This is a genomic window from Microbacterium protaetiae (assembly GCF_004135285.1).
GTDB lineage: Bacteria > Actinomycetota > Actinomycetes > Actinomycetales > Microbacteriaceae > Microbacterium > Microbacterium protaetiae.
This window is the reverse complement of the sequence record NZ_CP035494.1, coordinates 296,648-317,838: the sequence shown is the minus strand read 5'-3', so window position 1 is coordinate 317,838 and position 21,191 is coordinate 296,648. Positions and strand designations below refer to the sequence as shown.

Sequence of the window (21,191 nt, the reverse complement as noted above, 5' to 3'; positions counted from 1 at the left end):
CGGCCGTAGACTCGTCCGGTGGCCAAACTGTACTTCCGCTACGGGGCGATGAATTCCGGCAAGTCGACCGCCCTGCTGCAGGCCGCGTACAACTACGAAGAGCGCGGCCAGCACGTGCTGCTGGCAAAGCCGGTGATCGACACGAAAGACGCCGATCGCATCTCGAGCCGCCTCGGGGTGAGCCGCCCCGTGGACTTCCTGATCCGTCCCGACGACGACCTGCGAGCGCTGTTCGCCGAGCACCGGGCGAGTGTGCGCGGCGATGCCGAAGCCCTCATTCCCGAGGCATCCACCGACGTGGCGTGTCTGCTCATCGACGAGGCCCAGTTTCTCACTCCCGAGCAGGTCGACGATCTGCTGCGCATCGTCGTGCTCGACGGCGTGCCGTCGCTGGCCTACGGCATCCGTACCGATTTTCAGACGCAGACGTTCCCGGGCTCGCGGCGTCTGCTCGAGCTCGCGCACAGCCTCGAAGAGCTCAAGACGATCTGCCGGTGCGGGCGTAAGGCGTTGTTCAACGCCCGGCTCGTGGGCGGCCGCTTCGTGTTCGACGGCGACCAGGTCGCCATCGACGAGTTGACTGCCGAGCGCGTCACCTACGAGTCGATGTGCGCGGAGTGCTACCTGCGCGAATCGGGTGGGCGCCTCGGCTGATCAGGCCGGCTGCGCCGAGGCCCGGCGCCGCGGAAACCACGGCACGATCATCGACGTCGTGCGGCGGTACCCGGCGTAGGCGGGGTACTTCGCCGACGAGAGCGATTCGGTGAAAACGGTCGATCCGACGAACAGTGCGGTCAGCAGCACCGCGCCGATGACCGTCACGTTCACGACGCCGCCCCAGAACCCGAGTCCCGCCGTGACAGCGGCGGTCGCACCCAGCGCGTAGAACATCCACCACTGCGCCTGCTCGGCGAAGAAGTTGGGATGCCGGCTGTATCGGAACAGCCCGGTATTCACAAAGCCCGGCTCGAGGTGTCCGCCCGCGCGCTTCTTGGCCTGCTGAAACCGCCACTGCTGCTGGTCGGCGGTGAATTCCAGCACCAGCGCCCCCAAGAACAGCACGGTGAACAGCGCGTCCCAGCCGGTCAGAGGAGCGGGATGCCGCAGCGCAAGCCACGCCGGCAGGGTGATCAAGACGAGCAGAGCGTTCTGGTACAGCACGATGAACACCAGATTGAACACCTGGAACGCCCAGGGCTTCATTCGGCCGCGCAGGACCGCCCAGCGGTAGTCCTCCATCCCGGTGTATCCGCCCTTGCGGGCGAAGTTGAAAGTGAGCCGGGCACCCCACAGTGTGGCGAGCACGGCCATCACCACGACGCGGGCGCTGTGGCCGCCGCCGATGAGCGCGGCCAGAGCGAAGATCCACGCGTAGACCACCGGCGCTATCGACCACAGCCGGTCGACCCACGAAGTGTCCTTGGTGATCAGAGAGGCCACCCAGCAGAACGCACACACGACAGCGGCGACGATGATGACAACACCCAGGGAGTTCACGGGCCCAGGCTATCCGGTCGAGTCGCCCGCTTGCATGGTCTGACCACAGGAGGTATGGTGGTCAGACCACAAAAGGAGTCCGCGTGGCCGACGAAGCAGTTCCCGCGCGCGCCTGGCGCGTCGTCCTGGAGAAGATCGAGACCGATCTGCTCGAGGGCACCCTCAAACCCGGCGACCACCTGGCGCCCGAGCGCGAGCTCGCCGCGACGCTGGGGGTTGGCCGCTCCAGCGTGCGTGAAGCGCTGCGGGTGCTCGATGTCATGGGGCTGATCCGCACGGCGACCGGCTCAGGCCCGTCGGCGGGGGCCATCGTCATCGCGACGCCGGTGGGCGGAATGTCGGCGCTGCTGCGCCTGCAGGTGGCCGCCCAAGGGTTCCCGATCGCCGATGTCGTCAGCACCCGCCTCATCCTCGAGACAGCCATGGCCGCCGACCTCGCCTCACGCATCGGCGCTGCGCGCCGCCAGCGGCAGACGCGGGATGCCGCAGCCGACGCGCTCGCGGGCCCGCTGCGGCTTCTCACGGCGATGGACGCCGAGGGCCTGAGCCCCGCCGAGTTCCTTGCGCTCGATGCGCAATTCCACCTGGCGCTGGCCGGCGCCGCCGGCAACGTCGTCGTCGCGGCGATGATGGCGGGCCTGCGCGAGGCCATCGAGGGCTACGTGCTTGCGGGAGCCGACCGGGTCGCCGACTGGAACGACACCGCGAACCGCCTGCGCGCCCAGCACCGCGACATCATCGATGCGCTCGAGCGCGGGGATGCGGTCATGGCGCGGCGGCTGGTCCACGATCACATCACCGGCTACTACGCACACGCCGGGCTTACTCACGAGTGAAAGGACCACGATGGTCACCAGGCAGATGCCCAACCTGCACGACATCTTCGAACTCATGCAGTTCAAGAAGCCCGAACTGAACGCCCGCAAGCGGCGGTTGGATGCCGCGCTGACGATTTACGATCTGCGCACGATCGCGAAGCGGCGCACGCCCGCTGCCGCCTTCGACTACACCGACGGCGCCGCCGAGGGCGAGCTGTCAATCGCGCGGGCGCGCCAGGCATTCGAAGACGTGGAGTTCCACCCCGGCATCCTCAAGCCCGCCCCCTCGGTGGACATGTCCACCGAGATCCTCGGCGGCCCGTCGGCGCTGCCGTTCGGCATCGCCCCCACGGGCTTCACACGGCTCATGCAGACCGAGGGTGAGATCGCCGGTGCCGGCGCGGCAGGGGCTGCCGGCATCCCGTTCACCCTCTCCACGCTGGGCACCACCTCGATCGAAGACGTGAAGAAGACGAACCCGCAGGGGCGCAACTGGTTCCAGCTCTACGTCATGCGCGAGCGCGAGATCTCGTACGCTCTGACGCGCCGCGCCGCCGCCGCGGGCTTTGACACGCTGTTCTTCACGGTCGACACACCGGTGGCCGGGGCCCGCCTGCGCGACAAGCGCAACGGGTTCTCGATTCCGCCGCAGCTGACCCTGGGCACGATCATCAACGCGATTCCGCGGCCGTGGTGGTGGATCGACTTCCTCACCACGCCCAAGCTCGAGTTCGCGTCACTGTCGACGACCGGAGGAACGGTCGGCGAGTTGCTGGATGCCGCGATGGACCCGACCATCAGCTATGACGACCTGGAAATCATCCGCGGGATGTGGCCCGGCAAGATCGTCATCAAGGGCGTGCAGAACGTCGAAGACTCCAAGAAGCTCATCGATCTGGGTGTCGACGGCATCGTGCTCTCCAACCACGGCGGACGCCAGCTCGACCGCGCGCCGATTCCGTTCCGGCTGCTACCCGAGGTTGTGCGCGAAGTCGGCAAAGACGCGACCGTGATGGTCGACACCGGCATCATGAACGGCGCTGACATCGTGGCATCCCTCGCCCTCGGCGCGAAGTTCACGCTCATCGGTCGCGCCTACCTGTACGGGCTGATGGCCGGCGGACGGCAGGGCGTCGATCGCACCATCGAGATTCTGCGCAGCGAGATCGAGCGCACCATGAAGCTGCTGGGCGTCTCGTCGCTCGGTGAGCTCGAGCCGAAGCATGTCACGCAACTGACCCGCCTGACCCCGGTCGGCGCGCCGGCGCCGGCGCGTGCGCCGCGCGCGAGGGCAGCCTCCAGTCGTTGAGCGAGCCGTAGCGCGCGGGGGTGGCCTGTGCCGGTCGTTGAGCGAGCCGCAGCGTACGGGGCTCGCGTGTGCCGGTCGTTGAGCGAGCCGTAGGCGAGTCGAAACGCGCGGGATGCCGCCCCGGGCGCCTCAGCGCGACGGCAGCGCCGGGATCAACCCGTCGAGGAACGCCGCGGTGTCCTCCCACCCGGTGACGGCGTGGCAGGGCACGCCCAGCGCGAGCACCGGGTAGTCGTTGCCGTCGGGGTCGAGGCGGTCGCCCACGAACAACATGTCGTCGAGCGGGATGCCGGTCTGTTCGGCCAGCTGCCGCATCCCGTAGGCCTTGTCGATGCCGCGGTGCGTGATGTCGACGCTCGTCGAACCGCCGCTGCGCACCTCGAGGTCGGGGAGCACCGCGGCCACGGCGCCGCGTAGGGCGTTCTTCTTCTCGCCGGTGGGGTCCCACACGCTCTTCGCCTCGAGAGGTGCGCGCTGCCCCAGTGCTGAGAAAGTGATCTGCGATCCGCGGTCCTCGAGAATCGGCCCCCATGTCTCCGACTCCCAGTAGCCCAGCCGCCGGGCCTCGTGCTCGATGGCGGCCAACGCGCGCGCCTTCTCGTCATCGGTGAGGGCGTGCGCATACACGGTGCGCACCCCGTCGGCCTCCAGACGGTAGTACTGGGTGCCGCAGGTGGGAAGCAGATGGATGCGAGAGAGCACGGAGGGCGCGGCATCCGGCAGTCGATCCACGACCTGAGTGGTGAACTGCGCGAGTTGCCCGCCCGAGATGACGGCGACCTCGACACGCTCAGCCAGGGCGATCAGCAACGCGGCGATGCGCGGGTCGATAGCGCTCTTTGACGGCGCGAGCGTGTCATCGAGGTCGAACGCGACGAGGCGGGGTGCGGGCATTGCAGGGCTCCTCGGGTGTCAGAGAAGAGGCTCCGCCGTGGCGGAGCCTCACCGTGTCGAGTCTACCCGTCGGGGGAGGGCGGGTCGGGGTGCGGGGCCCCGCCTTGGCCGGGGTGCGCCCACTCGCCACTCCACCCGCCGCTGCGCGGCGCGTGGAGCCTCCGGCGAGCGGGGCCCGCCGTGGCCGGGGTGCGTCCACTCGCCACTCCACCCGCCGCTGCGCGGCGCGTGGAGCCTCCGGCGAGCGGGGCCCGCCTTGGCCACCGCGAGCAATGCGAAAGGAGCCGGTCCTTGCGGACCGACTCCTTTCGCATTACGTCGGGGTGACAGGATTTGAACCTGCGGCCTCTTCGTCCCGAACGAAGCGCGCTACCAAGCTGCGCCACACCCCGTGGCAACCGTTCGAGTCTACCCCGAACGGGGCCGTGGCTGAAATCGAACGGCCCGTGACAGGCGGCTGCAAAACCAGACGCCGCGGCGCCTTGAGCGCAACTCAGTCGTGACCGTGCGACCCGCCAGAGTCGTCCGACGACCCCGAGTCCTTGCCCTTGTCGTCGCTGCCTTTGTCTTTGCCCTTGTCGCTGTCCTTGTCCTTGCTGGGCTTGTGTACGGGCGGCACGTAGTACGGATTCGAGTAGACGAGCAGCTTCGCATCAGGCTTGTCGAGCGCCGCGCCCGGGTAGTATTCGTCGGCTGTGCTCTGGATCTTGCGGGACATCGCATACCGGATGTCGGCGAGATCATTGCCGCGATACCAGTTGTGGAAAAGATCGATGTCTTCCATCTTCCTCGAGCCTGAGTCGACGGCGCCCGACCACACGAGCGATGTCATCGCGGTGCTCGAGGTGATCAGCCACGTCTGATTTCCCTCGTTCGTGCCGGTCTTGCCGAACACCGGGGTGCCGTCGTTCGGGTTCGCGATGGCCGCCGTGCCGATGCCCCGCATGACGCCTTGCAGCGCGTACTCGGCAGTGGCGGCGATCTTCGGGTCGATCACCTGCTTGCAGCTGTGGTCAGGGACCGGCAAGTCCTTGCCGTCGGAGTCGGTGACCTTGGAGATGACGAACGGCTTGCAGAAGGTGCCGTGGTTCGCGATCGCCGCATATGCGCCGGCCATCGCTATCGGTGAGACGCCGTACTTCGTGTTCCCGATGACTGAGGTCTGTGTCGTCATCTCGACGGGGTCGCCGTTCGGGTAGGTGACACCCAGAGCCGTGGCATCCTTGGCCACTTTGCACAGGTCGAGTTCTGTTGCCATCCCGAAAAAGCCGGAGTTCAGCGACTCCGCGGTGAACTTCATCGGCGTGCTGTAGACGCCCGGCTCGTTCCGATAATTGCCGACCACAGTGTTCGAGAAGTTCGTCCAGTCACCCTGGCACGAGTTCTTCAAGTGTGGGATGACCCGTACGGTGCCGTTCACGACCTCGTTGAGCGAGTGTCCGGCCTGCAGCCACGCCAACAGAGTGAACAGCTTGAACGATGATCCGGGGGCGAAACCGTATTTGTTGCCCTGGTCATACCCCCCGGCATACACGATCGAGGTCTTGCCCGGCGCCGCGTTCACGTCGTAGTGCGTGTTCTGCGCTATGGACATGATCGCGCCCGTCGACGGCTGCACGTTCACGATCGTCGATCCGTACGTGAAACCGGACTGCTTCGCCGGTGCGTACTTCGACACCGTCGACTGCGCGACCCTCTGCAGTCGCCAGTCCAGGGTCGTGTACACATTCAGTCCGCCCTGGCGCAGAGCCTGCTCGCGGTCTGCCGCTGTCTTGCCGAACGCCGGATCGTTCCGGATGATCGAGGTGACGTATTCGCAGAAGTAGGGGGCATCGGTCAAAGCGCATCCGGACTTCGGATACGTGATGTGCGGCGTGATCGGAGCCTTCACTGCCTTCTCGTACTGATCTTGGGTGATCTTGCCTTCTTCGAGCATCTGGTGCAGTACGTACTGCTGACGCTTCTTGGTCAGCGCGTAGTGATTCGCCTCGCCGTTGGCCTCGTTCGCCTTCAAGTCGATGCGATAGGTGTTGGGGTTCTGCACCATGCCGGCCAGGGTGGCCGCCTGCGACAGGCTCAGATCCTTGGCGTGCACGCCGAAGTAGTACTCCGCTGCCGCTTCGATGCCGTAGGTCACGCCGCCGAAGTTGGCGATGTTGAGGTAGCCGACGAGAATGTCGTTCTTCGAGTACCGCTGCGAGAGGGCGATGGCATAGCGCATCTCCTGCAGCTTGCGGGCGTACCCGTCGGGCCCCTCGTCGTTCGTCGCCTGCACATAGCAATCGCGCAGCTCGGCCTCTCGCTTGTCTTGAGTGAGGCCTTTCTGGTCTTCGACTGTGGCATAGCAGTCCTGCACCAGCACGTTCTTCACGTACTGCTGGCTGATGGTCGAACCGCCCTGCAGGTCACTGTCACCACGCACGTTCGACAGGATCGCCCGGGCTGTGCCGTTCAGGTCGATGCCGCCCTCGTTGTAGAAGCGTGGGTCTTCGCTGGAAAGGATGGCGTCGTACATGACCGGGGCGACCTGCGTGAATGTGACCGGAACCCGGTTCTGATCGTAGAAGCTCGTGAGAACCTTCTGCTTTCCCGTTGACGGATCCTTCGCGTAGATCGTCGTGGGTAATTGCAACTTGTTGATCTGCAGTTTGCTGGGCAGATTGTCGAACGTGGTGATGGCGCTGGTGGCGCCGGCGCTGGTCAACGCGATCGCCGGTGTCAGCGCGGCGGTGATCAGCATGGCGGCGATCACACCGAGCGCGACAAGGCCCACCAGACCGCCGATGACCCCGGCGGTGGTGCGGCGAAAGCTCGGCCACTTGCTGGATGACACCTCTGTGACGTTATTCCCGCATGCTGAGTGTCGGGTGGATGCCGCGCCGTGTCACCGCGCACGAAGTGTGATCAGTGACACCTCGGGGCGGCACCCGAACCGCACCGGAGCATAGATCGAGTGACCGATACCCGCGCTGACGTTCAAGGGCACCGTGCGTGCGTCATGGGTCCAGGCGGACAGTCCGCGTGCTTGGTCGAGCGGGATGTCGCAGTTGGCCACGAGCGCCTTCGGCGAGAACGGAATGCGAACCTGGCCGCCGTGCGTGTGCCCGCCGAACAGGATGTCGGCGCCGAGGTCGGTGAAGGTGTCGAGCACCCGCCGGTAGGGAGCGTGCGTGACGCCCCACGACAGGTCGGCACCGGCGCCGAGGCTGTCGATGGCCGGCGGAAGGTCTTCGAGCCGGTCCCAGTCGCGGTGCGCGTCGCTGACGCCGAACGCGTCGATGCGCAGCCCCTTCACGACGAGGGAGCCGGCGGCGTTGTTGACGTCGGTCCAGCCGAGGTCATCGGTGAGGAAAGCGTCGAGGGCAGCGGCATCCATGTTCTGCGCTCGTGGAATGTGCTCACTGGGGCCGAGAAAGTACTTGAACGGATTGCGTGGTGCCGGTGCGACATGGTCGTTCGACCCGTGCACGAACAGGCCCGGGATGCCGCGGAACGGCGCGAACGCGGCGCGAATGCCGTCAAGCCCGTCGACATGGCCGATGTTGTCACCGGTGTTGACGATGACGTCGGGGTGCAAGGCCGCAAGCGAGGCGATCCAGCGCTGCTTGCGGTGCTGCCAGGGGGCCATGTGCGCGTCGGAGAGGTGCAGCACCCGAATCGGCGCGGCGCCCTGGGGGAGTACCCGCAGCTCATGGTGACGCACGGTGTAGAGGTGGCGTTCGATGCCGATGCCCCACACTGCAGCGCCGACACCGACCGCCCCCACCGTGCCGAGCACGGTGAGGGCGGTGCGGGCGTTCGAGGTGCCGGCCATCAGTGGCCGCGGCCGCCGTCGTCGTTGCCGCCGCCGCCGGGGGCCCCGCCGGGCCCGCCGCCGCACGTGTCGGAGGCGTATTTCACCGTAACGGCGGTGGTGGGTCCGGCCATGGTGCCGGCGGCCGGATCGGTGCCGTTGACGGTGCCGTCGGCATCGTCCTTCTGTTCGCAGGTCGCGGTGACGGTGCTGAACCCGATGCTGCGCAGGTAGGCGACAGCCTGTTCTGGCTGCTGGCCGGAGACATCCGGCACCTTGATGCCCTGACCGTTGCTCGGGCTGAGCGTCACGGTGGTGCCGCCCGCGGTCTTGCCTGCCTTCGGGCTCTGCTCACCCACCAGGCCCTTTGCCTGATCGGAGTCGACATCGGAGCCGACCTTCACCTGGAAACCGGCGTTCTCGAGTTTCTTCGTCGCGTCATCGACCGACATGCCCACCACGTCGGGCAGATTCACCAGCACCTGACGGGTCAGGGTCGAATCGGGCTGGGGGAACGAGCCACCCTTGTAGATCTTGTCGATGGCAGCCTGGATGCTCTTCGCGATCGGATAGCGCAGGCTCGACAGCTGGTACCCCTTGTAGTAGCGGTGGAAGATGTCGGGTTTCGTCTTGAAACCACCGTCGACGTTGCCGACCCAGTTGGCTGTGGTCACCTTCGTGTTGGAGGTGATCAGCCAGGTCTGCGTATATTCGTTCGTACCGGTCTTGCCGATGAGTTCGGTGCCATCCCACGGGTTGCCGAGAGCACCCGAACCACCCTGTGACAGCGGGCCCTTCAAGGCGTATGCCGCGGTGGCGGCGACCTTCGGGTCGAGTACCTGCTCACACGTGGTCTTCGGGATCTCCACGTCGTTTCCGTCGGAGTCGGTGATCTTGTCGATGACCTTCGGCTGGCAGTACACGCCCTTGTTCGCGACAGTGGCGTAGGCAGCAGCCATCGCCAGCGGGGACACATTGTCTGAACCGATGACCTCGTTGGGGGCAGGCTTTTCTGCCGGGTCCGTGCTCGTGCCATCCAACGTCAGAGGAATCGGCTTGCCATTCGCGAGGGTAACGCCCAGTCGCTCGGCGACGTTACCGATATCGCAGAGATCGAGCTGGTACGCCATCCCCATGAAGCCCGAGTTCAGCGACTGTTTCGTGAAAGACATCGGAGTGCCGAACCGTCCGGCCTCGTTGTTGTAGTTTCCGGTATCGGCCGCGGCCTTCCATGTGCCACCGGCGACGCAGCGGTCGGTCCAGTCAGTTCGAGTGATCGTTCGGCCGTCAACAACTTGGTTGAGCGATTTCCCTTGTTCGAGCCAGTCCAGAAGGGTGAAGAGTTTGAATGTCGACCCGGCGGCGAAGCCGCCTGAGCCGCCGAGCTTGGATGAGCCGGCATAGACGATCGACGACTCGCCATTCTTGGCCTTGCCGCCGGCGACGTAGTCGGTGTTCTGCGCCATCGCCAGTACGCGACCGGTGCCGACTTCGACGCTGACCGAGGTCGCCCCGAACTGCATGTTGTCCTGGTACGACGGCGCCCAGTCGTCCTGCGCTTTCTGTGCAGCCTTCTGCACGGCGGGGTCCAGCGTCGTGTAGATGTTCAGACCGCCCTTTTGAAGCAGATCCGCGCCGATCGACTTGTCGTTCTTGACCACGGCGGTGACGTAGGCGCAGAAGTAGGCTGCCGACCCGGCCGCGCATCCGTTCTTGGCCGACTTGATCTTCGGGACGATCTTCGCCTTGACCGCCTCGTCGTGCTCCTTCTGCGTGATCTTGCCGTCCTTGAGCATGCGATCCAGCACATAGACCTGCCGTGCCTTGGTGAGCTTGTAGCCGTCGGCCTCAGAGTTCACACCGTTGCCGTCGGCGTCGGTGACCGATCCGTCCTTCATGTCGATGCGATAGGTGTTCGGGTTCTGCACCATTCCGGCCAGGGTCGCCGCCTGCGCGAGGTTCAAATCCTTCGCGTGCACCCCGAAGTAGCGCCATGCGGCGGCTTCGATGCCGTAGGTCGTTCCGCCGAAGTTGGCGATGTTGAGGTAGCCCAGCAGAATGTCGTTCTTCGAATAGCGCTGCTCGAGCGAGATCGCGTACCGCATCTCCTGCAGCTTGCGCTGGTATCCGTCGGCGCCGTCGCTGTCACTGGCTTTGAGCCAGCAGGCATTGAGCGCGTCGTCGTCTTCGGCTTCCCAGTAGCACTTGTTCAACTGCACGTTCTTGACGTACTGCTGGCTGATCGAGGAGCCACCCTGGGTCTGCGAGCCGCCCTTGATGTTCGACAGCAGTGCTCGCGCCGTTCCCATCAGGTCGATGCCGCCATGCTCGTAGAAACGCGGATCTTCGCTGGAGAGCAGCGCGTCGTACATGACGGTGTTGACCTCGTCGAACTCCACCGGAGTTCTGTTCTGGTCGTAGTACGTCGCCATCAGGGTGTTCTTGCCCTTGTCGTCGGTGTAGTAGATCTTCGACGGCAGGATCAGCTTGTCGATGTTCAGCACGCTCGGCAGGTTGTTGAACATGTCGATCGCGCCGCTGGCAGCGGCACTGGTGACGGCGACGGCGGGGGTGACCGTCGCAGTGATCAGGACTCCGGCGACAGCACTCAGACCGATGAGGCCGAGAACGCCGCCGAGCACGCCAGAAGCCGTCCGTTTCGAGTGGGGCATAGGCTTGATCGTAAAGGAGATTGCTGGGCGAAGCCTCCAGGCATCCCCGTCGCAAGTCCTGTGAAATCACCACGACGAAGGAGCCACCGCCGCGATGACCGCCTGGGAATATCTGACCACGCCGCTCGTGATCCACAACACCGCGGCCATCCTCAACAACTGGGGCAAGCAGGGCTGGGAGCTCGTGCAGGTCGTCCCGGGACCCGAGGGCGGCCTCGTCGCCTACTTCAAACGCCCGGCCGGCGGCGGATCGGCGAATGCCGGACTGGGTGCCGCGGCCGACGCCGCGCGGCAGTTCGAGGAGAACTGACATGACCGTGACCCAGACGCTTGCCGAATTGGGCATCGAGTTGCCCGAGGTGGTCCCGCCGGTGGCCGCCTATATCCCCGCCGTGGTGCACGGCGACCTCGTTTACACCTCGGGTCAACTGCCCATGGTCGGCGGCAAGCTGCCGGCGACCGGAAAAGTCGGTGCAGAGGTCTCGGCCGACGACGCACGAGGCTATGCCCGTCAGTCGGCGTTGAACGCCGTCGCCGCGGCGGCCGCTGCCGTCGGGGGCGTGGACCGCCTGACCGGTGTGGTGAAGGTCGTCGGGTTCGTGGCATCCACTCCCGACTTCACCGGGCAGCCTGGTGTCATCAATGGCGCGAGTGACCTGCTCGGCGACGTGTTCGGCGAGGCTGGACGTCACGCGCGCTCTGCCGTTGCCGCCCCGGTGCTGCCGCTGGATTCCCCCGTCGAGGTCGAGGTCGTCTTCAGCTTCGACCGCTGACGGTGCGCCGCCGCAGGTCTTGCGCGCCCGCCCCGTGCACTAACTCAGTCTGAACGCGAGGCAGCCGCGACGTGCGCGGCAGGATTTCGCGGTTCGGCAGCCACCCCGGCCTCGCCCAGACTGAGTTGGTGCACGTCCCGGGCTGTCACCTGACCGTGGTCGCTGCGCAAAGCGGCGGCGGGGCCGTGACTCCAGACCCCGCCGCCGCTCAGCCGTCGTGCGCCGTTACTTCACCTGCGCCGAGATCACGCTCATCACGGCGGTGTCGGCCAACGTCGTCGTGTCGCCCACATCGTGTCCGTCGGCCACGTCGCGCAGCAGCCGCCGCATGATCTTGCCCGACCGGGTCTTGGGCAGCTCGCTGACGATGTAGATGTCGCGCGGGCGGGCGATGGCGCCGATCTGCTCGCTGACCCAGCCACGCAGATTGCCGGCGAGGCCCTCGGGGAGTGCGCCGCGAGGTAGCTCTCCTTGATGATGACGAAGGCGACCACCGCGCTGCCGGTCGTCTCGTCGGTCGCCCCGACCACAGCGGCTTCGGCGACCGATTCGTGCGCGACCAGCGCCGACTCGATCTCGGTGGTCGACAGGCGGTGGCCCGACACGTTCATCACGTCGTCGACGCGACCGAGCAGCCAGATGTCGCCGTCTTCGTCTTTACGGGCTCCGTCGCCGGCGAAGTAGTAGCCCTGCTTCGCGAACTTGGCCCAGTAGGTCTCGGTGAAGCGCTCGGGATCGCCCCACACGCCCCGCAGCATCGACGGCCAGGGAGCGGTGGCCACCAGCAGCCCGCCGTTGCCGTTCTCGACGGGTTCGCCGTTCTCGTCGACGACATCGACGAGAACGCCCGGCAAGGGCACCTGTGCCGCACCCGGCTTGGCGCTGGTCACACCCGGGAGCGCGGCGATCATCGTCGCACCGGTCTCGGTCTGCCACCAGGTGTCGACGATCGGGGTCTCGCCGTGCCCGATGACGTTGCGGTACCAGATCCAGGCCTCGGGGTTGATCGGCTCGCCGACCGAGCCGAGCAGGCGCAGGCTCGACAGATCGCGCTCCTGCGGAATCTGCCGGCCCTGCTTCGCGAAAGAGCGGATGGCGGTGGGGGCGGTGTACAGGATGGTCACGCCGTACTTCGCGACGATGTCCCACCAACGGCCGGGTCGGGGAAACTCGGGCGTGCCCTCGTAGATGACCTGCGTCGCCCCGAGCGCGAGCGGCCCGTAGACCACATAGGTGTGGCCGGTGACCCAGCCGATGTCGGCGGTGCACCAGAACACGTCGGACTCGGGATGGATGTCCAGCGAGTACTTGTTCGTGAACGCGGCCTGGGTGAGGTAGCCACCCGAGGTGTGCAGCACGCCCTTCGGCTTGCCGGTGGTGCCCGATGTGTACAGGATGTAGAGCGGGTTCTCGGCCGGGAACGCGAGGGCTTCATGCTGATCGGATGCCGCATCCACCACGTCGTGCCACCACAGATCGCGCTGGTCGGTCCACTCCACGTCGTTGCCACCGCGGCGCACGACGATGACGTGCTCGACGGTCTCTTGCGCGCCGCTGCCGCGATCGGCCAGCGCCTGGTCGACGGCGGGCTTGAGCGGCGACACCTTGCCCTTGCGGTAACCGCCGTCGGCGGTGATCACCAGGCGGGCGGCCGCGTCATCCACCCGCGATCGCAGACTGTCGGCGGAGAACCCGCCGAAGACGACCGAGTGGATGGCGCCGATGCGCGCACATGCGAGCATCGCGATGACCGCCTCGGGGATCAGCGGCATGTAGATGGCGACGCGGTCGCCGTGGCCGATGCCCAGACCCTCGAGGGCGTTGGCGGCCTTCTTCACCTCGGTGGTCAGCTCGGCGTAGGTGATGCGGCGCTGGTCGCCGGGCTCGCCCTCGAACAGCAGGGCGACGCGGTCGCCATTGCCGGCTTCGACGTGACGGTCGAGACAGTTGTAGGCGACCGAGAGCTCGCCGTCGTCGAACCACTTCGCGAACGGCGGGTTCGACCAATCCAGCACCTGCGTGAACGGCTTGTGCCAGTGCAGCAGTTCACGCGCCTGATCGGCCCAGAACCCCTCGCGGTCGGCGGCGGCGCGCTCGTACAGTTCGGCCGAGCCGTTGGCGCTCGCCGCGAACTCGGGTGAGGGGGGAAAGCGGCGCTCTTCGTCGAGGAGATGGTCGATCGTGCTGCTCATTGTGCGCTCCTTTGCGAATGGACGGGCATGTGGCGACGTCAGGTGTCGCCCGGGCCGGGGTCAATCTACTCCGGGTCTCTGGGTGCGACTACCTCCGATAGTGGGTGGCCGCTGTCGCTGTCCACCCCTCGGAGATGAGGAAATCGGAACCCGATATATCGCACCCCGGTCGGCGGATATGTTTGGCGGGTAGGCAGAAAGTGCGTAAGCTCATCCTCGGCCGAACATTCGATTCTGGCATTGCGGCACCCGACCACCCCCCGATTGTGGTGCTGCGCGTGGCGGCATCCCATTCCCCCCATGGGATGCCGCCCTCCTTTTCCGCCCGCTCTTGCGCAGCGTTTCCCCGCAGCGTTTCCCCGCCGCGCAGGGTTTCCTCCCCAGACGCGGCCCGTGCGCGAGTTGTCCACGGATGTCCCGATCCGCCCCTGCGCGCACCCTGCGACTGCCTAGATTCGGGAACATGCCCGAGCCGTTCGTCGTCCGCCCCCGCGAGGGGTTCGTGCGCGGCGCGCAGCCGGTGGCTCCTGTTGCGGCAGAGGCCGCGCCGCGGCATCCCGTACTGGAACCGTTGGCCGAATACCTTGACGATCCCGACGTCACCGACCTGTTCGTGAACGGGGCCGATGGGCTGTTCGTCGATCGCGGGCGCGGGGCCGAGCGCGCCGGGCGCTGGCGGGCGACCGAGCGCGATGTGCGCGAGCTCGCCGTCGCGCTCATCGGGCTCGGAGGCCGCCACATCGACGACGCCCATCCTGCCGTGGATGTGCGACTGGAGCACGGCATGCGCGTGCACGCGGTGCTTCCGCCCGTGTCACGGGGCGGCACAGTGATCTCGGTACGTGTGCCGCGACGCACGCGGCTCGACCTGCCGGGCCTGCAAGCAGCGGGCGTGGTCGATGCGGGCGGGCGAGTGCGCCTTGAGCAGCTCATCGCGGCTCGCGAGAATCTGCTGATCACCGGTGCGGCGGGCACCGGCAAGACCACGCTGCTGTCGGCCCTGCTGTCACGGGTGCCGTCCACGGAGCGCATCGTGACGATCGAAGACGTCGCCGAGCTGGCGCCCGACCACCCGCACCACGTGGCGCTGGAGGCGCGGCAGGCCAACCTCGAGGGCGCGGGCGGCATCGGGCTGGCCCGGCTGGTGCGTGAGGCGCTGCGCATGCGTCCCGATCGACTGGTGGTCGGCGAGTGCCGTGGCGAAGAAGTCCGCGAGCTGCTCAGCGCCCTGAACACCGGCCACGATGGCGGCGCCGGCACACTGCATGCGAACGGCCTCGACGATGTGCCCGCGCGGCTTGAGGCGCTCGGTGCCCTCGCCGGAATGAGCGATACGGCGCTCGCCCGGCAAGTGGCCAGCGCGATCGGGTGCGTCATCCATCTGCACCGCGGGCGCGACGGGGTGCGTCGCGTTGCCGGGGCCGGCAGACCGGTCGTGCGCGAGGGCCGCCTGGCCATGGAGGGGCTGCCATGGGCCTGAGAAAGCGGGGCACCGCCGCTGATCATACCCCCGATGCCGGCACCGTGCTGCGGCTGGCGGTGCTGCTGCAGGCCGGTGTCGTGCCGGCTGCGGCATGGCGGTACCTGGCAGAGGCGGGGGATGCCGCGGCCGACCTGGTCGCCGCGCGTATCGACGACGGCGCCGACGTGCCGACGGCCATCGCGGCCACGCCGGGGTGGCGCGATGTCGGCGCGGCCTGGCGCATCGCCGAGACCGTGGGGGCGCCGCTGGCCGACAGCCTGCGGGGAATCGCCGCGGCGCTGCAGGACGCAGCCCGCACCCGCGACGAGGTGCAGGTGGCGCTGGCCGAACCAGCCGGCACGGCCCGGCTCATGTCGTGGCTGCCGCTGGTGGCCGTGGCGCTGGGCGCGCTTCTGGGATTCGACACGCTGCGCACCCTCGTGACGAACCCGATCGGCATCGTGTGTGCCCTCGCCGGCATCGGCCTGATCCTGGCCGCCCGGCGCTGGAACGCCCGACTCGTGCGCCGAGCCGATCCCGATGACGCCGTGGCGGGTCTGGGCGCAGATCTCATGGCCATCGCGCTGTCGGGCGGCGTGTCTCTGCAGCGGGCGGAGCAGATCGTCGCTGCTGCCGGCGCCGGAACGCCCGATGCCGAGACCCGCGGCATCCTCGCCCTTTCGCACAGCGCCGGAGTGCCGGCCGCCGAACTGCTGCGCGCGGCGGCCGCACTCGCCCGCCACCGGGCTCGCACCGAGGGGCGGCTGCGCGCGGCGCGACTGTCATCGAAGCTGCTGGTGCCCCTGGGCGTGTGCACGCTGCCGGCTTTTCTGCTGCTGGGTGTGGCACCGATGCTGCTCAGTGTGCTGTCGACCACCCCACTTTCGCTGTGAGAAATCGTGCCCATCCGTCCCTCTTTATTAAGGAGAACACCATGAATCTGCCCACTCTCACCCGCCGTCGCGCCGCACGGCTCTTCTTGAGCGGCTCCGACGACATCGGAGCCGCGACCGCCGAATACGCCATCGCCACGATGGCGGCGGTCGCCTTCGCCGGCCTGCTCGTGGTCATCATGCGGTCCGATGAAGTGCGCGGCATCCTCACCGACCTGATCCGGCGCGCGCTGACGGTGTCATGACCATCCGGCAGGGCGACCGCGGATCGGTCACCGCCGAGTTCGCGGTCGTCCTTCCGGCCGTCGTGCTCGTGCTCGCCCTGGGCGCGGGGGTGCTTGGTGCGTGCGGCCGGCAGGTGCGCATGCAGGATGCCGCGGCCGATGCCGCCCGGCTGGTCGCTCGGGGCGAGCCCGAAGCGCATGCCCTGGCACTTGTCACGGCAGCCGTCGCCCGGGCCCAGGCCGGAGTCACACGGCGCGGCGACCTCGTCTGCGTCGAGGTGTCTGCCGACGCCGGTGTGCCCCTGCCCGTGCCGATGCTGCAGGCGAGTTCTTGCGCCCTGGCGGGTGGGCTGTGACCGCGCGCGTCGCGATTGAGCGCACCCGAGACGTGTCGCGGGGCAGCGCCTGATGGCCGGCGCTGTGCTCGCTGTCGGCGCGATCGGCGCCGCTGCCGCGCTCACCGTGGCACTGGCCGCGGTCGGGTCGGCGGCGGTGCAGTCGCAGCGCGCGGCCGATGCCGCTGATGCCGCCGCGCTGGCGGCGGCCGATGCAGCCTCGGGGGCGGTCACCGGCATCCCGTGCGATCGGGCCGCAGAGGTCGCGCGCGCCGGCGGGGCGGCTGTCACGGCGTGTGCGGTCGATGGACTTATCGCCACTGTCACGGTGTCGGTGCCGTTCGGTGCGCTGTCTGCGACGGCGGTGGCACGTGCCGGTCCGGCTCCCTGACGGTCGGTCCGACGCCGTGACGGTCGGTCCGGCGCCGTGACGGTCGGTCCGGCGTCGTGACGGTCGGTCCGGCGTCGTGACGGTCGGTCCGGCGCCGTGACGGTCGCGGGACACGCGCGAGTGCCGACGGCGGCATCCGGTGCGCGCGAGTGCCGACGGGGCGGCATCCGGTGCCCGCGAGTGCTATCCCGCGCGTCGCGCGCCGCGCCTTTGCCTCGGACTCCTGAGACGGATGCGGCGCCGCACTCAGGATTCTGTGTGTATGGTGTGCTTCGAAGAAAGGACCACCCCTTTGGCACACGGCAAGAAGCTCGTCATCGTCGAGTCCCCGACGAAGATGAAGTCGATTCAGGGATACCTGGGCGACGGCTATGAGGTGCTCAGCTCCGTCGGTCACATTCGCGATCTGGCCGATCGCAAGGCGATTCCTGCGGAGCTGAAGAAGACCTCGGTGGGACGCTACTCGATCGACATCGAGAACGACTTCTCGCCGTACTACGTCGAATCCGAACGCGGCAAGAAGACCGTCGCCGAGCTGAAGCGGGCGCTGAAGACCAGCGACGAACTGCTGCTGGCCACCGATGAAGACCGCGAAGGCGAAGCCATCGCGTGGCATCTGCTCGAGGCTCTCAAGCCCAAGGTGCCGGTCAAGCGGATGGTCTTCCACGAGATCACGAAAGACGCCATCCGCGCGGCCGTCGACCAGACCCGCGAACTCGATCTGAACCTCGTCGACGCGCAGGAGACCCGGCGCATTCTCGACCGGCTTTATGGGTGGGATGTCTCGCCCGTGCTGTGGCTGAAGGTGCAGCAGGGGCTCTCGGCAGGGCGCGTGCAGTCGGCCGCGACTCGGCTCGTCGTCGACCGCGAGCGTGAGCGCATCGCGTTCGTGTCGGCCTCGTACTGGGATGTCGCCGCCGTCGCCGCGAAAGACACCGACGCCTTCGGCGTGCAGCTGGTGCGGCTCGACGGCGCACCGATCGCCCGCGGCTCTGACTTCGACGACGCCGGAAAGCTGAAGAAGGCTGTGGTGGTGCTCGATGAGGCCAAGGCGCGCGCGCTTGCCGCCCGCGTCGCCGCCGTGGGCGAGGCATCCGTCACCAAACTCGAGTCCAAGCCCGGTACCCGCCGCCCCTATGCGCCGTTCACCACCTCGACGATGCAGCAGGAGGCCGGCCGCAAGCTCTCGATGAGCGCGAAGCACGCCATGAGCGTCGCCCAGCGGCTGTACGAGAAGGGGTACATCACGTATATGCGCACCGACTCCACGGCGCTGTCGACGCAGGCCGTGCAGGCTGCGCGCGAGCAGGCGGTGGAGCTCTATGGCGCCAAGGCGGTGCCGCTGAACCCGCGGGTGTACAAGAGCAAGAGCAAGAACGCGCAGGAGGCCCACGAGGCTATCCGTCCGTCGGGTGAGCACTTCCGCACCCCGGCGTCGGTCGCGGGATCCCTCGACCGCGACGAGCAGCGCCTGTACGACCTGATCTGGAAGCGCACGGTCGCCAGCCAGATGTCCGACGCGACGTACGAGACCACCACGGTCACCCTCGCGATCGCCCTCGCCGACCAGAACGTCGAGTTCACGGCATCCGGCACCGTCTACACCTTCAAGGGATTCCTCGAGGCGTACGAAGAAGGCCGCGACGAGAAGCGTTCCGATGCCGACAAGCACGACGACCAGTCGCTGCCGCAGCTGGCCGTCGGCGATGTGCTGGCCGTGCGCGACGTCGAGCCGAAGGGTCACGCCACCAGCCCGAAGCCGCGCTACACCGAGGCATCCCTCGTCAAGGCACTCGAGGAGAAGGGCATCGGCCGCCCATCGACGTTCGCGAGCATCATCGACACGATCCTCGCGCGCGGCTACGTCACAAAGCGCGGCCAGGCCCTCGTGCCCAGCTGGGTCGCGTTCAGCGTCGTGCGCCTGCTCGAGCAGCACTTCACCGAACTCGTCGACTACGACTTCACGGCTGCGCTCGAAGACGATCTGGACGCCATCGCGCGCGGCGAGCAGAAGCGGGTCGACTGGCTCAAGGAGTTCTACTTCGGCTCGGCCGACCACGCCGGCCTGCGCACGATCGTCGACAACCTCGGCGAGATCGACGCCCGCGAATTGAACTCGACGCGCGTCACCGACAACGCCGTGCTGCGCATCGGGCGGTACGGCCCGTATCTCGAGGTCACCGACCCCGAGCATCCCGATGCCGACCCGCGGCGGGTCAACATTCCCGAAGAGCTCGCCCCCGACGAGTTGACGGCCGCCAAGGCCCAGGAACTCATCGACGCGCCGGTGGCCGGCGACCGGGTGCTCGGCGAGAACCCTGCCAACGGCAAGCTCATCGTCGTCAAAGACGGTCGTTACGGCCCGTACGTGCAAGAAGTCGAGCCGAACGCCGATGAAGAAGTGGATGCCGCGACCGGCGAGGTCGCCGCGCCCGCCGCGCCCGCCAAGGCCGCCGCGCCTGCCAAGAAGGGCACGAAGAAGGCCGCCGCTGCGCCCAAGCCGCGCACCGCGTCGCTGTTCAAGAGCATGTCGGTCGACACGATCGATCTCGACGCGGCGCTGCAGCTGCTCTCGTTGCCGCGCGTGGTGGGAACCGATCCCGAGTCGGGTGAAGAGATCACCGCGCAGAACGGCCGTTACGGCCCCTATCTGAAGAAGGGCACCGATTCGCGCACGCTCGATTCCGAGCAGCAGCTGTTCGACATCACCCTCGACGAAGCGCTGGAGCGTTACAAGCAGCCCAAGTATGGAGCGCGCCGTGCGTCGAGCGCGCTCAAGGAGTTCGAGGCCGACCCGGTCAGCGGCAAGCCGATCAGGCTGCGCGACGGACGGTTCGGACCCTATGTGACCGACGGCGAGACCAACGCGACAGTTCCGCGCGGTGAAGATGCGATGGAGGTCGACTTCGCCCGTGCCGTGCAGCTGCTTGCCGACAAGCGAGCCAAGGGGCCGGCGAAGAAAAAGCCCGCGGCGAAGAAGACGACGACGCGCAAGAGCCCGGCGAAGAAGAAGTGACCGGCCTCTTCGTCACGTTTGAGGGCGGCGACGGCGTCGGCAAGAGCACGCAGGCAGCGCTGCTGGAGCAGTGGCTGCGTTCGCGTGGTGAAGAGGTCGTGCGTACCCGCGAGCCGGGCGGTACCGAGGTGGGCCAGCGCATCCGCGAGATCGTGCTGCACCATCGCGGGCACATCGACCCGCGCGCCGAAGCGCTGCTGTATGCGGCCGATCGTGCGCACCACGTGGCCTCGGTCGTGCGGCCGGCGCTCGCGCGGGGTGCGATGGTGATTCAGGACCGCTACCTCGATTCGTCGGTGGCCTATCAGGGTGCCGGACGGGTGCTCGATGCCGACCAGATCCGCGATCTGTCGTTGTGGGCCGCCGACGGCCTGCTGCCCGATGTCACAGTGCTGCTCGATCTCGATGAGGTATCCGCCCGTCGTCGGCGCGATGCCGACGACAAGCCGTTCGATCGGCTCGAAGCCGAGACGGACGACTTCCACGCGCGCGTGCGCGCGGCCTTCCTCGCGCTGGCCGAGGCTGAGCCCGAGCGCTTTCTCGTCGTGGATGCCGCCCAGCCCGTCGAGCAGATCGCGGCGCTCGTGCAAGCCCGGGTGGCCGAGCGGTTGGGCTGACGGGTTTGGGCTGACTGCTTGGGTTGAGCGGTTGGGCTGACTGCTTGGGTTGAGCGGTTGGGCTGACTCGCGCGATATCCGTGCTGTGGGTGTGAGACGGGTGGGTCGTCGGCGCCTGTTGTTGTGCCCCCGCCCGCATGTCACAGTATTGGCGGCTTGGCGCGCGGCATCCCGCATCTTGTGTGACACGGCCGTGGGGCGTGTCACGGTAGCGGTGACCTCGCTCGGGATATCCCGCATGTTCTGTGACACGCGGGTCCGTGGGGCGCCGGTGGTGGCACCACCGCACGCAGGGCGGCGGCGGA

Annotated in this window: 17 protein-coding genes, 1 tRNA gene and 1 pseudogene; 12 read left to right on the top strand and 7 right to left on the bottom strand. The window is 67.5% G+C overall.

Annotated elements, in window-relative coordinates; genetic code table 11:
* Positions 1–18: 18 nt before the first annotated feature.
* Positions 19–654, top strand: coding sequence for a thymidine kinase (locus tag ET475_RS01480; protein WP_129385360.1), 636 nt, complete (start codon positions 19–21; stop codon positions 652–654).
* On the opposite strand, the gene ET475_RS01475 is transcribed toward ET475_RS01480, so the two are convergent.
* Entirely contained in the window at positions 655–1,497 is an 843-nt protein-coding gene (locus ET475_RS01475) for a DUF1295 domain-containing protein (RefSeq protein ID WP_129385358.1), read from the bottom strand.
* Between the two features lie 83 nt (positions 1,498–1,580).
* Between ET475_RS01475 and ET475_RS01470 the strand changes: the two genes are divergently transcribed.
* Positions 1,581–2,333 (top strand): FadR/GntR family transcriptional regulator, encoded by a 753-nt coding sequence (locus tag ET475_RS01470; RefSeq protein WP_129385356.1) that lies wholly within the window; start codon positions 1,581–1,583, stop codon positions 2,331–2,333.
* 10 nt (positions 2,334–2,343) lie between these two features.
* Positions 2,344–3,624 carry an alpha-hydroxy acid oxidase gene (locus ET475_RS01465; RefSeq protein WP_129385354.1) on the top strand — a complete coding sequence of 427 codons (1,281 nt, stop codon included), beginning with the start codon at positions 2,344–2,346 and terminating at the stop codon, positions 3,622–3,624.
* 129 nt (positions 3,625–3,753) lie between these two features.
* Here the strand turns inward: ET475_RS01465 and ET475_RS01460 are convergent, their stop codons facing one another.
* The 5 genes from ET475_RS01460 to ET475_RS01440 form a co-directional block, all read right to left on the bottom strand.
* A complete protein-coding gene (locus tag ET475_RS01460; RefSeq protein WP_129385352.1) occupies positions 3,754–4,518 on the bottom strand; it encodes an HAD-IIB family hydrolase in 765 nt (254 codons plus the stop codon).
* A 318-nt stretch (positions 4,519–4,836) separates the two neighbouring features.
* Positions 4,837–4,910 (bottom strand) — tRNA-Pro (locus tag ET475_RS01455).
* 101 nt (positions 4,911–5,011) lie between these two features.
* Positions 5,012–7,351 (bottom strand): transglycosylase domain-containing protein, encoded by a 2,340-nt coding sequence (locus ET475_RS18230; protein WP_129385350.1) that lies wholly within the window; start codon positions 7,349–7,351, stop codon positions 5,012–5,014.
* Positions 7,352–7,402: 51 nt separating this feature from the next.
* Positions 7,403–8,332: a metallophosphoesterase gene (locus tag ET475_RS01445; RefSeq protein WP_129385348.1), complete on the bottom strand. Its 930-nt coding sequence runs from the start codon at positions 8,330–8,332 to the stop codon at positions 7,403–7,405.
* Complete coding sequence (locus tag ET475_RS01440) at positions 8,332–10,983, bottom strand: transglycosylase domain-containing protein (RefSeq protein WP_129385346.1); 2,652 nt, start codon at positions 10,981–10,983, stop codon at positions 8,332–8,334. Before ET475_RS01440 ends, ET475_RS01445 begins: the two co-directional genes overlap by 1 nt.
* 94 nt (positions 10,984–11,077) lie before the next feature.
* On the opposite strand from ET475_RS01440, the gene sp36 reads away from it, so the two are divergent.
* Complete coding sequence (sp36, locus tag ET475_RS01435) at positions 11,078–11,293, top strand: Sp36 family protein (protein WP_129385344.1); 216 nt, start codon at positions 11,078–11,080, stop codon at positions 11,291–11,293.
* Between the two features lies 1 nt (position 11,294).
* Positions 11,295–11,756 (top strand): RidA family protein, encoded by a 462-nt coding sequence (locus tag ET475_RS01430; protein WP_129385341.1) that lies wholly within the window; start codon positions 11,295–11,297, stop codon positions 11,754–11,756.
* Between the two features lie 225 nt (positions 11,757–11,981).
* On the opposite strand, the pseudogene acs reads toward ET475_RS01430, so the two are convergent.
* Positions 11,982–13,948 (bottom strand): annotated as a pseudogene (acs, locus tag ET475_RS01425) (acetate--CoA ligase).
* A 463-nt stretch (positions 13,949–14,411) separates the two neighbouring features.
* On the opposite strand from acs, the gene ET475_RS01420 reads away from it, so the two are divergent.
* The 7 genes from ET475_RS01420 to tmk all read left to right on the top strand — a co-directional run bounded on the left by ET475_RS01420 (position 14,412) and on the right by tmk (position 20,886).
* Positions 14,412–15,428, top strand: a complete 1,017-nt coding sequence (locus ET475_RS01420) for a TadA family conjugal transfer-associated ATPase (protein WP_129385339.1) — start codon at positions 14,412–14,414, stop codon at positions 15,426–15,428.
* Positions 15,419–16,303 (top strand): type II secretion system F family protein, encoded by an 885-nt coding sequence (locus ET475_RS01415; protein WP_129385337.1) that lies wholly within the window; start codon positions 15,419–15,421, stop codon positions 16,301–16,303. Before ET475_RS01420 ends, ET475_RS01415 begins: the two co-directional genes overlap by 10 nt.
* Positions 16,304–16,344: 41 nt before the next feature.
* Positions 16,345–16,548 carry a DUF4244 domain-containing protein gene (locus ET475_RS01410; protein ID WP_129385335.1) on the top strand — a complete coding sequence of 68 codons (204 nt, stop codon included), beginning with the start codon at positions 16,345–16,347 and terminating at the stop codon, positions 16,546–16,548.
* Positions 16,545–16,883, top strand: coding sequence for a TadE family type IV pilus minor pilin (locus ET475_RS01405; RefSeq protein ID WP_129385333.1), 339 nt, complete (start codon positions 16,545–16,547; stop codon positions 16,881–16,883). Before ET475_RS01410 ends, ET475_RS01405 begins: the two co-directional genes overlap by 4 nt.
* Positions 16,884–16,935: 52 nt before the next feature.
* Positions 16,936–17,253: an Rv3654c family TadE-like protein gene (locus tag ET475_RS01400; protein WP_129385331.1), complete on the top strand. Its 318-nt coding sequence runs from the start codon at positions 16,936–16,938 to the stop codon at positions 17,251–17,253.
* A gap of 292 nt (positions 17,254–17,545) precedes the next feature.
* Positions 17,546–20,269 carry a type I DNA topoisomerase gene (topA, locus tag ET475_RS01395; protein ID WP_129385329.1) on the top strand — a complete coding sequence of 908 codons (2,724 nt, stop codon included), beginning with the start codon at positions 17,546–17,548 and terminating at the stop codon, positions 20,267–20,269.
* Positions 20,266–20,886, top strand: coding sequence for a dTMP kinase (tmk, locus tag ET475_RS01390; RefSeq protein WP_129385327.1), 621 nt, complete (start codon positions 20,266–20,268; stop codon positions 20,884–20,886). The genes topA and tmk overlap by 4 nt, the downstream gene beginning before the upstream one ends.
* The last annotated feature ends 305 nt before the right edge of the window (positions 20,887–21,191 follow it).

Bases quoted from the DNA above. Each gene is read 5' to 3' on its own strand.
- ET475_RS01465 (WP_129385354.1), top strand. From the start codon at position 2,344: ATGGTCACCAGGCAGATGCCCAACCTGCACGACATCTTCGAACTCATG.
- ET475_RS01460 (WP_129385352.1), bottom strand. From the start codon at position 4,518: ATGCCCGCACCCCGCCTCGTCGCGTTCGACCTCGATGACACGCTCGCG.
- ET475_RS01445 (WP_129385348.1), bottom strand. From the start codon at position 8,332: ATGGCCGGCACCTCGAACGCCCGCACCGCCCTCACCGTGCTCGGCACG.
- ET475_RS01440 (WP_129385346.1), bottom strand. From the start codon at position 10,983: ATGCCCCACTCGAAACGGACGGCTTCTGGCGTGCTCGGCGGCGTTCTC.
- sp36 (WP_129385344.1), top strand. From the start codon at position 11,078: ATGACCGCCTGGGAATATCTGACCACGCCGCTCGTGATCCACAACACC.
- ET475_RS01430 (WP_129385341.1), top strand. From the start codon at position 11,295: ATGACCGTGACCCAGACGCTTGCCGAATTGGGCATCGAGTTGCCCGAG.
- ET475_RS01420 (WP_129385339.1), top strand. From the start codon at position 14,412: ATGCCCGAGCCGTTCGTCGTCCGCCCCCGCGAGGGGTTCGTGCGCGGC.
- ET475_RS01415 (WP_129385337.1), top strand. From the start codon at position 15,419: ATGGGCCTGAGAAAGCGGGGCACCGCCGCTGATCATACCCCCGATGCC.
- ET475_RS01410 (WP_129385335.1), top strand. From the start codon at position 16,345: ATGAATCTGCCCACTCTCACCCGCCGTCGCGCCGCACGGCTCTTCTTG.
- ET475_RS01405 (WP_129385333.1), top strand. From the start codon at position 16,545: ATGACCATCCGGCAGGGCGACCGCGGATCGGTCACCGCCGAGTTCGCG.
- ET475_RS01400 (WP_129385331.1), top strand. From the start codon at position 16,936: ATGGCCGGCGCTGTGCTCGCTGTCGGCGCGATCGGCGCCGCTGCCGCG.